This window comes from Cryobacterium sp. RTC2.1 (genome assembly GCF_035018685.1).
Lineage (GTDB): Bacteria > Actinomycetota > Actinomycetes > Actinomycetales > Microbacteriaceae > Cryobacterium > Cryobacterium glucosi.
On record NZ_JASJXJ010000133.1, the window covers coordinates 1 to 11,524 of the forward strand.

At 70.1% G+C, this 11,524-nt stretch carries 12 protein-coding genes and 1 pseudogene; all 13 read right to left on the reverse strand.

The genetic code is table 11. From position 1 onward, the window contains the following. Positions 1–147: pseudogene (locus QN357_RS14635) on the reverse strand (prephenate dehydrogenase); the annotation flags it as partial. A 32-nt stretch (positions 148–179) separates the two neighbouring features. Then, the gene (locus QN357_RS14640) at positions 180–968 is read right to left on the reverse strand and encodes a pseudouridine synthase (RefSeq protein WP_134450161.1); all 789 of its coding nucleotides are present in this window, start codon (positions 966–968) and stop codon (positions 180–182) included. Next, positions 965–1,612 carry an SMC-Scp complex subunit ScpB gene (gene scpB / locus QN357_RS14645; protein WP_134562271.1) on the reverse strand — a complete coding sequence of 216 codons (648 nt, stop codon included), beginning with the start codon at positions 1,610–1,612 and terminating at the stop codon, positions 965–967. Before scpB ends, QN357_RS14640 begins: the two co-directional genes overlap by 4 nt. After that, positions 1,602–2,426, reverse strand: a complete 825-nt coding sequence (locus QN357_RS14650) for a segregation and condensation protein A (RefSeq protein WP_134558558.1) — start codon at positions 2,424–2,426, stop codon at positions 1,602–1,604. Before QN357_RS14650 ends, scpB begins: the two co-directional genes overlap by 11 nt. Further along, positions 2,410–3,297 carry a ParA family protein gene (locus tag QN357_RS14655; protein WP_241975279.1) on the reverse strand — a complete coding sequence of 296 codons (888 nt, stop codon included), beginning with the start codon at positions 3,295–3,297 and terminating at the stop codon, positions 2,410–2,412. The genes QN357_RS14650 and QN357_RS14655 overlap by 17 nt, the downstream gene beginning before the upstream one ends. A gap of 136 nt (positions 3,298–3,433) precedes the next feature. After that, positions 3,434–4,339 (reverse strand): site-specific tyrosine recombinase XerD, encoded by a 906-nt coding sequence (xerD, locus tag QN357_RS14660; RefSeq protein ID WP_322136119.1) that lies wholly within the window; start codon positions 4,337–4,339, stop codon positions 3,434–3,436. Continuing rightward, the gene (locus QN357_RS14665; protein WP_134558560.1) at positions 4,336–4,974 is read right to left on the reverse strand and encodes an NUDIX domain-containing protein; all 639 of its coding nucleotides are present in this window, start codon (positions 4,972–4,974) and stop codon (positions 4,336–4,338) included. The genes xerD and QN357_RS14665 overlap by 4 nt, the downstream gene beginning before the upstream one ends. 3 nt (positions 4,975–4,977) lie before the next feature. Next, positions 4,978–6,720 (reverse strand): CTP synthase, encoded by a 1,743-nt coding sequence (locus QN357_RS14670; RefSeq protein ID WP_241975280.1) that lies wholly within the window; start codon positions 6,718–6,720, stop codon positions 4,978–4,980. A 14-nt stretch (positions 6,721–6,734) separates the two neighbouring features. Continuing rightward, complete coding sequence (recN, locus tag QN357_RS14675; protein ID WP_134562269.1) at positions 6,735–8,447, reverse strand: DNA repair protein RecN; 1,713 nt, start codon at positions 8,445–8,447, stop codon at positions 6,735–6,737. A gap of 93 nt (positions 8,448–8,540) precedes the next feature. Further along, positions 8,541–9,461, reverse strand: coding sequence for an NAD kinase (locus QN357_RS14680; protein ID WP_134450153.1), 921 nt, complete (start codon positions 9,459–9,461; stop codon positions 8,541–8,543). Positions 9,462–9,465: 4 nt separating this feature from the next. After that, entirely contained in the window at positions 9,466–10,266 is an 801-nt protein-coding gene (locus QN357_RS14685) for a TlyA family RNA methyltransferase (protein WP_134450266.1), read from the reverse strand. Between the two features lie 58 nt (positions 10,267–10,324). Next, on the reverse strand, positions 10,325–10,513 hold the full coding sequence (locus QN357_RS14690) for a hypothetical protein (RefSeq protein WP_322136120.1): 189 nt from the start codon (positions 10,511–10,513) through the stop codon (positions 10,325–10,327). 10 nt (positions 10,514–10,523) lie between these two features. Continuing rightward, positions 10,524–11,524: HAD-IIA family hydrolase (locus QN357_RS14695; protein ID WP_323505110.1), on the reverse strand; the 1,001-nt coding region annotated here is incomplete at its 5' end.

Below are 11,524 nucleotides of genomic sequence, written 5' to 3' on the forward strand. Positions count from 1 at the left end.
GTAGTCGATCGCGATGCTGAGGTTCGTCGGCGAGGCGTCGGCGAGGATGACCTCGATGCCGCGCGCGCGGAGGCCGAGGCCGATGCTCGTGCCGAGCAGCCCGGTGCCGACGACGCGCACGGGCCCGATCAGGCGACTTTCGACCACGGGTGTCTCCTGACTTCGTGCGTGTTGTGCCTCTAGTATTCGGTGTCCGCCCGCGAAATCGTGAGCAGCTGACCGAGTTCAACCTTAGTCAAGTCGCGCAGGTCACCGGCCCGCAGGGTGCCGAGGTGCAGGGGTCCGAACTGGCGGCGGACGAGGTCGACGACGGGGTGGCCGACGGCCTCCATCATCCGGCGCACGATCCGGTTGCGCCCGGAGTGCAGGGTGAGCTCGACGAGGCTGAAGCCGTCGCCGGGAGGGCTCGTCAGGATCCGGGCCTTGTCGGCGTTGATCGGGCCGTCGTCGAGTTCGATGCCGGTCTGCAGCAACTGGATGGTCTGCGCGGTGACGCGGCCCTCGACTTTGGCGATATAGGTCTTCATCACGCCGAAGGAGGGGTGCGCGAGGATGTGGGCGAGGTCGCCGTCGTTGGTCAGGATGAGCAGGCCGCTCGTCATGGCGTCGAGGCGGCCGACGTTGAAGAGGCGCTCCTCGAACTGCTCGGTGAATTCGCGCAGGTCGGGTCGGCCGCTCTCGTCCTGCATCGAGGAGACGACGCCGACGGGCTTGTTGAGCATCACGTAGCGGCGGCTGGTGTCGAGCTGGATGGCGACGTTGTCGACCATGATCTGGTCGTGGTCCGGGTGGATGCGGCGTCCCAGTTCGGTGACGACCTTGCCGTTCACGCGCACCCGGCCCGCGGCGATGAGGTCTTCGGAGACCCGGCGGGAGGCGACACCGGCCGAGGCCATCACCTTCTGCAGGCGCACGCCGTCCGCGGCGGCTTCCGGGTTGGTGGGCGTGCCCTGGGGGTCGATCGTCATGGTGAATCCTCAAATCCATTTGCGCCGTCTGCGAGCAGGGGCGATAAGTAGGGCAACTCGTCGAGCGAGTTGATTCCCAGCTGTGTGAGCAGCAAGTCTGTGGTGCCGTAGTTGATCGCACCGGTCTCACTATCGGTGAAGACCTCGGTGATCAGGCCGCGCCCCACGAGGGTGCGTACGACCGAGTCCACGTTAACGGCCCTGATTGAGGCTACCGCCCCGCGGCTGATCGGTTGCTTGTATGCGATCACGGCGAGGGTCTCGAGGGCCGCCTGGGACAGTTTGCTCGGGTTCTGGGTGAGCACGAAGTCGGCGACGGCGGTGTCGTATTCCGGTCGCACGTAGATGCGCCAGCCGCCGGCGACCTCGCGCAGCTCGAAACCGCGGCGCACGGTGCCTGCCGTGCCGTCGAAGTCGGCGACGAGCCGGGCGATCGAGCGGCGCACGTCGCTCAGCGGCCTGCGGAGCGCGGTGCCGAGGTGCAGCAGGCTCTGCGGTTCGTCGGCGACCATCAGGATCGCCTCGAGAGAGCGGTCCAGGGCGGCGGCCTCGACGGCAAGTGCGCTGCCGGGTGCAGGAGCTGCGCCGGGCGTGCGGGTCGCGCCGGTTCCTGCACCGGGGCCGGCCAGGGTGTCAGTTGTCATAGTCCGCTCCGAGGTTCGCGAGGGTGTCGTCCGACCAGTCCTCGTCCGGGGACGCCGCGGCACTCCAGTGCAGGCTCAGGTCGCCGAGGGGTTCGAGCTGGTCGAAGGAGAGGAAGCCGCGCCGGTAGAGCTCGAGCACGGCGAGAAAACGCGCGATGATCACGCCGGTCAGTTCGACGTCGGCAATGAGTTCACGGAAGGTGAGCGTGTCGCCTGAGCGCAGCATCCCGACGAGCCAGGCCGCCTGCTCACGGATGCTGACCAGCGGCGCGTGCAGGTGGTCCAGCCCCACGGTGGGCACCTCACGCGGGGTGAGCGCCCGGGTGGCGAGGGCGGCGAAGTCGGCGAGGGAGAGCGTCCAGACGAGCTCAGGGGTCTGCTGCCGGAACTTGTCCTCGAGGCGCACGGAACGCACGTGCCGGCCGGACTCGACCTCGATCCGGCCGAGGAACCAGGCCGAGGCGGTCTTGAAGGCGCGGTACTGCAGGAGCCGGGCGAACAGCAGGTCCCTGGCCTCGAGCAAGGCGGCATCCTCGGCGTCGACGAGCTCGCCCTGCGGCAGGAGCCCGGCGACCTTGAGGTCGAGCAGGGTCGCGGCGACGACGAGGAATTCGCTCGCCTGGTCGAGTTCCTCGGCCTGGTCGAGCCCCTTGAGGTGGGCGATGAACTCGTCGGTGACGCGGCTGAGCGACACCTCGGTGATGTCGAGTTCGTGCTTGCCGATCAGGGAGAGCAGCAGGTCGAACGGGCCCTCGAAGTTGCCCAGGGCGACCGAGAATGTCCGCGAGGGGACGGTGTCAGGCGACAGCGCCACGCTGGATCAGTTCCCGCGCCGCCTGGCGGTAGGCCTTGGCGGCCGCGTGTTCCGGCGCGAACTCGGTGATCGGCACCCCGGCGACGCTCGCGTCTGGAAACTTCACCGTGCGGCCGATGACGGTTTCGAGCACGCTGTCGCCGAAGGCGTCGACGACGCGCTCGAGGACCTCGCGGGAGTGCAGCGTGCGCGAGTCGAACATGGTCGCGAGGATGCCGTCGAGTTCGATCGCGGGGTTGAGGCGGTCGCGCACCTTGTCGATGGTCTCGATCAGGAGGGCGACGCCGCGCAGGGCGAAGAATTCGCACTCGAGCGGGATGAGCACGCCGTGGCTCGCGGTCAGGGCGTTGACGGTGAGGATGCCGAGCGAGGGCTGGCAGTCGATCAGGATGACGTCGTAGTCGGCGGACACCTTGCGGAGCACCCGGGCGAGGATCTGCTCGCGGGCGACCTCGTTGACGAGGTGCACCTCCGCGGCGGAGAGGTCGATGTTCGCGGGCATGATGTCGAGGTTCTCGACAGCGGTCTTCTGGATGACCTCGGCCGGGGTGTACTTGTTGCCGAGCAGCAGGTCGTAGACGGTCGGCAGGTCGTGCGTGGGGATGCCGAGGCCCGCGGAGAGTGCGCCCTGGGGGTCGAAGTCGATGGCGAGCACGCGGCGGCCGTAACCGGCGAGTGCGGCACCCAGGTTGATGGTGGTCGTCGTCTTGCCGACGCCGCCCTTCTGGTTGCAGAGCGAGATGATGCGCGCGGGGCCGTGGCTTTTCAGCGCCGCGGGTTCGTCGAATTCGTGTTTCGGCCGTCCGGTTGCACCGACGACCACGTCCTCGAATCCGGGGAGTAGTGTCCGGTCAGCTTTTTCGCGCTTCACTCCGGTGTCCTCGTTCCGTCCTGCACCCATCACTCAGTCGAGTGTAGCGAGCCGATCGGCGCCCTTCCGCAAGGATCGCCGGGAAGCCGCGGTTCCGCATCCGCCTGATACCGCGGATGCCCCGGATTCAGCGGGCTCAGCGGGCGCGCGGGTGTGCCGTGGTGTACATGTCGCGGAGGGTGTCCGCCGTGACGAGGGTGTACAGCTGGGTCGTCGCGACGGAGGAGTGGCCGAGGAGTTCCTGCACGACGCGCACGTCGGCGCCGCCGGCGAGGAGGTGCGTCGCGAAGGAGTGCCGGAGCGTGTGCGGCGAGACGTGGCCCTCGAGGCCGGCGCGCTCGGCGGCGGCGCGGATCAGGAGCCAGGCGTTCTGGCGGCCGAGGCGCCGGCCGCGCAGCCCGAGGAAGAGCGCGGGGGTCGCAGGGCCGCGTGCAGAGAGCAGGGGCCTCCCCCGCACCAGGTAGGCCTCAACGGCCGCACGGGCGAAGCTGCCGACCGGAACCAGGCGTTGCTTGGCGCCCTTTCCGGTGAGCCGTATGACGTCGAGGTCGAGCACGTCGTCGACGTTGAGGTCGACGGCCTCGGAGATGCGCGCGCCGGTCGCGTAGAGCAATTCGAGGAGCGCCTTGTCGCGCAGCTGGTGAACGTCCTCGCCGTCGGTCGCCGCGAGCAGCAGGGCCACCTGCTCGATGCTGATGGCCTTCGGCAGCCGGGTCGCGAGCTTCGGCGGTTTCACGTCGTGGGCGACGTCCGCGTCGACGAGGGATTCCTCGAGCAGGAACCGGTGCAGCCCGCGCACGGTCGACAGCATCCGCGCGATCGACGCGGCCGTGAGCGGCGACTCGGATCGGGTCGCGAGGTGCCGCACGAACGCGGAGACGTGCAGCGCCGTGACCTGACCGGGTTCGGTGAGGCCCTCGGCCTCGAGCCAGCCGGCGTAGACCACGAGGTCGCGCCGATAGGCGGCGACGGTGTTCGCGCTGAGCCCGCGCTCGATCGCGACGTGCCGCAGGAACGCTTCGACCGCCGCCGCGACCGTCATCGGCCGGTGTGATTCCAATTGTTCGGGTGCCGCGGCCAGGGCAGGTCTGCGGCGCCGAGGGTGCTCCAGTTGCGTTCCTTCGCGGCGAACGCGGCGAGCACCGAGATCACGAGCGCGGGGTTCTGCACCCGGCGTGCGAGCACGGCGTCGAGGCAGTCGGCGAAGGGGACCCAGCGGATCTCCATGTCGGCTTCCTCTTCGGTGCGGTTGAAGACCTCGGGCGCGGCGGTGAGGCCGCGGGCCAGGTAGACGCGCAAGGCCTCGTTGCTGCCGCCCGGTGACGTGTAGAACTCGCTCAGAACGTGCCACTCGGCGGCGACGTAGTCGGTTTCCTCGCCCAGTTCGCGCTTGGCCGCCTCGACCGGATGCTCGTTGGCCTCGTCGAGGAGGCCGGCGGGCAGTTCCCACTCGCGCATGCCGACGGGGTGCCGGTACTGCTTGATCAGCAGCACCCGGTCGTCCTCGTCGAGGGCGAAGACGGCGACGGCACCGGTGTGGTCGACGTAGTCGCGCACGATGTCGGAGTCGCCGTAGCGGAAGGTGTCCTTGCGGATGTCCCAGACGTGGCCGGCGAAGACCACATCGGACTCGGAGACCGCCGCGGAGGCGACCTCGTCCTCGAGGAGCTCAGTCACGGCTCAGGCCTCGGCGCCGACGACCGCAGCGACGTCGACGGTCTCGTCGCCCGTGTCGTTGCCCTCGTTGACCTCGAACAGGCGGCTGGCCTGCTGGCGGTCGAGTGCGGCGCCGATCAGGCCGCGGAAGAGCGGATGCGCGTGGCTCGGGCGCGAGCGGAGCTCCGGGTGCGCCTGGGTCCCGACGTAGAACGGGTGCTCTGCACGCGGCAGCTCGACGTACTCGACCAGGTGGCCGTCGGGAGAGGTCCCGGAGAACCACATGCCGGCATCCGCGATCTGTTCGCGGAACGCGTTGTTGACCTCGTAGCGGTGACGGTGGCGTTCGGAGGCCGAGGGGGCCCCGTAGAGCTCGGCGACGAGGGAGCCCGCCGCGAGGTCGGCCGGGTAGAGGCCGAGGCGCATGGTGCCGCCGAGGTCGCCGCCGGCGATGATCTCGACCTGCTCTTCCATGGTCGCGATCACGGGGAACTCGGTGTCCGGGTCGAACTCGGAGGAGGACGCCCCGGTGAGGCCGGCCTTGTTGCGGGCGTATTCGATGACCATGCACTGCAGGCCGAGACAGAGGCCGAGCACGGGGATGCCGTTCTCGCGGGCGAAGCGGAGAGCCCCGAGCTTGCCCTCGATGCCGCGCACGCCGAAGCCGCCGGGAACGCAGATCCCGTCGAGGTCGCCGAGCAGGCGGGTGGCGCCTTCCTCGGTCTCGCACTCGTCTGAGGCGATCCAGCGGACGTGGACCTTGGTCTTGTGGGCGAAGCCGCCGGCGCGGAGGGCTTCGGTGACGGAGAGGTAGGCGTCGGGCAGGTCGATGTACTTGCCGACGAGGCCGATCGTGACCTCGTGCTTGGGTTCGCGCACGGCGTCGAGCACCTTCTGCCAGCCGGTCCAGTCGACGCTCGTGACGGGCAGGCCGAGGTGGTCGGTGATGTATTTGTCGAGGCCCTGCTCGTGCAGCACGGCGGGGATCTCGTAGATGCTGGGCACGTCGACGCAGTTGACCACGGCGTCTTCGTCGACGTCGCACATCAGCGCGATCTTCCGCTTGTTGGCGTCGGAGACGGGACGGTCGCTGCGCAGCACGAGCGCGTCGGGCTGGATACCGATCGAGCGGAGCGCAGCGACGGAGTGCTGGGTGGGCTTGGTCTTCTGCTCGCCGGCCGCGCCGAGGAAGGGCACGAGGGAGACGTGCACGAAGAACACGTTCTGGCGGCCGAGCTCGTGGCGCACCTGGCGGGCGGCCTCGAGGAACGGCTGCGACTCGATGTCGCCGACGGTGCCGCCGATCTCGGAGATGATCACGTCGGGGCGCAGCGCGTCGTCGGCCTGGAGGCGCATCCGGCGCTTGATCTCGTCGGTGATGTGCGGGATGACCTGTACGGTGTCGCCGAGGTACTCGCCGCGGCGTTCCTTCGCGATCACCTGCGAATAGACCTGGCCGGTGGTGACGTTCGCGGCCTGGTTGAGGTTGATGTCGAGGAACCGCTCGTAGTGACCGATGTCGAGGTCGGTCTCCGCGCCGTCGTCCGTGACGAAGACCTCGCCGTGCTGGAACGGGTTCATCGTTCCCGGGTCCACGTTGAGGTAGGGGTCGAGCTTCTGCATGACCACGCGTAAGCCGCTGGCCGTCAGGAGATTGCCGAGGCTTGCCGCCGTCAGGCCCTTGCCTAATGAAGAAACGACACCACCAGTCACAAAGATGTGCTTGGTCGTGCCGTCTGAATTGTCCGCGTTTCTATTTTCCACCACGGGCTTCGACTCTATCATCGGATCTTCGTGGATCCGCCAGCACTCGCGAGGTTCATCAGTTCGCGGGCGTGTTCGAGGCCGCTCACGGAGTCGGGCAGGCCGGACAACAGCCGGGCCATTTCGGCGGCGCGATCGTCGCCGGTCAGCTGGCGAACACTCGACTCTGTGACGGAACCGTCGCTGTCCTTGACGACGCTCAGGTGGTTGCCCGCGAAGGCCGCGACCTGGGCGAGATGGGTCACCACGATGACCTGGGCGGTTTCGGCAAGCCGGGCGAGCCTTCTGCCGATCTCGATCGCGGCCGCGCCGCCGACGCCGGCGTCGACCTCGTCGAAGACGAAGGTCGGAACCGGGTCTGTCGCGTTGATCACGACTTCGATGGCGAGCATCACCCGGGACAGTTCGCCGCCGGACGCGCCGCGGGCGAGGGTGCGCGGTTCGGCTCCCGCGTGCGGGCGCAGGAGGATGCCGACCTGGTCGCGGCCGTGCGCGGTGAGCTCTCCTCCGCTGTCGACCTCGACGACGAGGGCGGCGTCGGGCATCGCGAGGGCACTGAGCTCGGCCGTGACGGCGGTGCCGAGGGCTGCGGCCGCCGTGGTGCGGATGCCGGTGAGCCGGTCCGCGAGCGCCTCGACGACGAGCAGCTCGGCTTCGGTGTCGACGCGGAGCTGCTCGATCCGGTCGGTGTCCCCGTCGAGTTCGAGCAGGCGGGCGCTGCCGGTGTCGAGGAAGGCGATCGCCTCGTCGAGGCCGCCGGCGTACTTGCGGGCCAGGCCGGTCAGCACGGCCCTTCGCTCCTGCACGATCTCGAGCTCGCGGGCGCCGTCGGCGTCGAGGCCGGCGAGGTAGCTCGAGAGCTGCGCGGCGACATCCGCCACGAGGAAGCCGGCATTCGCGAGGCTCTGGGCGAGCTCGGACAGGGCAGGGTCGTGGTCGCCGGCGCGTTCGAGTTGCCGGCGCGCGGCGTCGAGCAGGGTGACGGCATCCGGAAGCCCGTCGGGGTTCTCTTCCGCGGAGAGGAGTTCACGGGACTGGGCGGCGGCGAGCCGGAGCTCCTCGAGGTTGCCGAGCCGTTCGGCGCGGGCGGCGAGGTCGTCGTCTTCGGCCGCCTGCGGGGCGATCGCCTCGATCTCGTCGATGGCGGCGCGGAGGTCGGCGGCCTCGCTCGTGCGCTCGTCCTGTTCGGTGACGAGGCGGGCGAGTTCGGCGCGGTCGTCCTGCCAGCGGTGGTAGTGGGTCTCGAAGTCGGTGAGCACCGGGCCGAGTTCGGGGCCGGCGAAGCGGTCGAGGGCGGCGCGCTGGGCGCCGGCGGAGCGGAGCCGGACCTGGTCGGACTGCCCGTGCACGACGACGAGGTCGCCGCCGAGGTCGCCGAGCACGCTCGCGGGGGCGCTGCGGCCGCCGACGATGGCGCGGCTGCGGCCCTCGGCCGAAACCGAACGGCTGAGGATGAGGTCCGGGCCGTCGAGGTCTCCCCCGGCGTCGCGCACGCGGCCGGCGACGGTGCCGTCGGCGTCGACCTGCCAGCGGCCCTCGACCCAGGTCTGCTGCGCGCCGTGGCGCACGAGGCCGGGGTCTGCGCGGGCGCCGAGCAGCAGGCCGAGCGCGGTGACGACCATGGTCTTGCCCGCGCCGGTCTCGCCCGTGACGGCGGTGAAGCCGGGGCCGAGCGGGAGGGTGGCTTCCTTGATCACGCCGAGGTCGCGGATGACGAGTTCTTCGATCACGAGCGGGCCTCCCCCGCGACGGGCCTGGTCACGCGCGGCTCACTCGCGCGAGGCGCGCAGGGCTCATCCACGCGGGGCTCACTCACGCGGCGCTCACTCACGTCCGACCGGTCCGCGCCAGCCCGTGACGGGCAGGTTGAACTTGTTCACCAGGCGGTCGGTGAACGGGCCGGAGTGCAGGCGGGCGAGGCGCACCGGCACCGGGGAGCGGCGCACGATCACGCGGGATCCGGCGGGCAGGTCGTGCACCCGGCGGCCGTCGGCGCAGAGCACCGCGGCTCCGCCGTAGTGCGCGAGCACCTCGACGGCGAGCGACGAGTCCGGCCCGACGACGAGCGGGCGGGAGAAGAGCGCGTGGGCGCTGAGCGGGACGAGCAGGAGCGCGTCGAGGCTCGGCCAGACGATCGGGCCGCCCGCCGAGAAGGCGTACGCGGTCGATCCGGTCGGGGTGGACATCACGATGCCGTCGCAGCCGAAGGAGGAGAGCGGCCGGCCGTCGACCTCGACGACGACTTCGAGCATCCGCTCACGGCTCGCCTTTTCGACGGTCGCCTCGTTGAGGGCCCAGGTTTCGTAGATGACCTCGTCGCCGAGTTTGACCCGCACGGCGAGGGCCATGCGCTCTTCGACGAGGTAGTCGCGGAGCAGGGCGCGGCGCACGGCTTCGCCGAGGTCGTCGCGTTCGCTCTCGGCGAGGAAGCCGACGTGGCCGAGGTTGATGCCGAGCAGGGGCGCCGAGCAGCCGCGCACGACCTCGGCGGCGCGCAGGATGGTGCCGTCCCCGCCGAGGACGATGACGAGCTCGAGCTCGGTCGCCTGCACGGTTTCGCCGAGGATGGCGAGACGGCCGTCGAGCTCGGGGCAGGCGGCGAGGATGTCGGTGAGTTCGGTGGGCGCGAGCACGGGGGTCGCGTCAGAGGCGAGGAGCTGCTGGCAGACGGTCACAGCAGCCCGGAGCGAGTCCGTGCGCCCGGTGTGCGCGACGACAAGGATGTGCCGGGGTGATGCAGTCATCTCGTCACGCTCCCACCAGTGCCGTTGTGCGGTCGATCCATTCTGTCGGATTGCTGCCCACCCGCGCGCTCATCCAGCACAGATACTCCCGATTGCCCGCGGCGCCGACGATCGGGGATGCGATCAGGCCGTTTGTGCGGAGGCCGAGGTCCCAGCCCGCCCAGAGCACGCCGGCGATCGCGTCGGCGCGCAGGGCCGGCCGGTGCACGACGCCCTCGCGGATGCTCTCCTTGCCGACCTCGAACTGCGGCTTGATCAGCAGCACGAAATCGGCGCCCTCCGCTGCCGTCGCCACGAGGGCAGGCAGCACGGTCGGGAGTGAGATGAACGACAGGTCGCCGACGACGAGGTCGGGGCGGGTGTCGACACCGGATGCCGCGGCGAGCGTTTCCGGCGTCGCGTAGCGCAGGTTGAACCCCTCGACGGCCGCGAGGCGCGGTTCGAGGGCGAGTTCGGGGGCGAGCTGGCCGTGGCCGACGTCGACGGCGAGCACCTGTGCGGCGCCGCGTTCGAGGAGCACCTGGCTGAAGCCGCCCGTCGAGGCGCCCGCGTCGAGCACGGTCCGGCCCGCGACGGGGATGTCGAACGCATCGAGCGCCGCGATGAGTTTGTGGGCGCCGCGGCTGACGTAGTGGTCGGTCGGGGCAACGACGAGCACCTGGTCGGCGCGCACCTTGGTGGACGCCTTGACGACGGGCTGGCCGTCGACCGTCACGAGGCCTCCGGCGATCACCTGCGCCGCTACCGTGCGCGAACGCACGAGCCCGCGGTCGGCGAGGGCCGTGTCGAGGCGCTGGTCGGGCATCCGCTCAGGAACAAGCTCAGCCTCGGACCCGGAGTCCGCCCCGGCATCCGCGTTCGCCTCAGGGCCGGGGTGCACTGTCGCCGCCCTCGAGGTGCGTGCGCAGCTCGTCGTGCAACTGCGCGTATGCCGCCGCGCGGTCTTCGAGGGGCAGGTCGCCGATGTCTCCGAGCCGGGACAGGAGTTCGTCCGCCATGGTCACATTTTCGTGGCTGACGCCCTGGGGGATGTCCGCTGGGTTCTGCTGCACCCTCTCCACGTTACCGTCTGAGATACAGTCGCTCCGGAACATTCAGCCCATAGACGGGCCGGCCGGACGCCCAGATCACGGCGCACGCGGCGCGGAGCAGATTGATCCCGCCGTCGCCCTCCGCGACGATCTCGACGTCAGCACCAGTGATGCGCACGCTCGCGCCTGCGACGCTCGCAGTGGCGCGGTCCTTGGAGAACACGGTCTCCGGGTAGGGCTCGTGCAGCTGGCGCAGGTCGTCGAGGATGAAGCGGGGGCGCTCCTTCTCTGCGGCGGCGAGGGCCTGCTTGGCCTTGTCGATGCCGGTGAGCACGAGCACCGCGGGAATGCCCGCCCGGTTGGCGCCGAGGATGTCGGTGTCGAGCCTGTCGCCGATGAAGAGCGCGTGCTTCGCCTGGAAGCGGGTCATGGCTTCGTCGAAGATCGCGACCTCCGGCTTGCCGGCCACGATCGGGAGACGGCCGACGGCGCTGTGCACGGCGGCGACGAGAGTGCCGTTGCCGGGCGCGATGCCGCGGGCGACGGGGATCGTCCAGTCGGTGTTCGTCGCGACCCAGGGGATCTCGATGCCGTCTTCGTTCGGGTGCAGAGCGAAAGCCGCCTCGGCGAGGTCCTTCCAGCCGAGTTCGGGCGTGAAGCCCTGGATCACGGCTGCGGGGTGGTCGTCGGCGGAGCGGGTGATCTCGAATCCACCCTTCTCGACCTCCTTCACAAGGCCGGCTCCCCCGATGACGAGGATGCGCGCGCCGGCGGGCACCTCCTGGGCGAGCAGCCGGACGGCGGCCTGCGGCGAGGTGACGATGTCCTCGGCGCGGGCGTGCAGCCCGAGCTCGGTGAGGTGGTCGGCGACGGTCTGGTCGGTGCGGGAGGCGTTGTTGGTGAGGTAGCCGACCCGCACGGTCTCCGCGGCCTTGTTCAGGCTCTCGATCGCGAACGGGATCGCGTGCGGTCCCTGGTACACGACTCCGTCGAGGTCAGCGAGCACCACGTCGACGCCGGTGAGCGGCGTCG

What these genes read in the sequence shown, in the direction of transcription:
- QN357_RS14640 (WP_134450161.1), bottom strand. Translation starts at nt 968, where the DNA reads ATGACGATCGACCCCCAGGGCACGCCCACCAACCCGGAAGCCGCCGCG.
- scpB (WP_134562271.1), bottom strand. Translation starts at nt 1,612, where the DNA reads ATGACAACTGACACCCTGGCCGGCCCCGGTGCAGGAACCGGCGCGACC.
- xerD (WP_322136119.1), bottom strand. Translation starts at nt 4,339, where the DNA reads ATGACGGTCGCGGCGGCGGTCGAAGCGTTCCTGCGGCACGTCGCGATC.
- QN357_RS14680 (WP_134450153.1), bottom strand. Translation starts at nt 9,461, where the DNA reads ATGACTGCATCACCCCGGCACATCCTTGTCGTCGCGCACACCGGGCGC.
- QN357_RS14685 (WP_134450266.1), bottom strand. Translation starts at nt 10,266, where the DNA reads ATGCCCGACCAGCGCCTCGACACGGCCCTCGCCGACCGCGGGCTCGTG.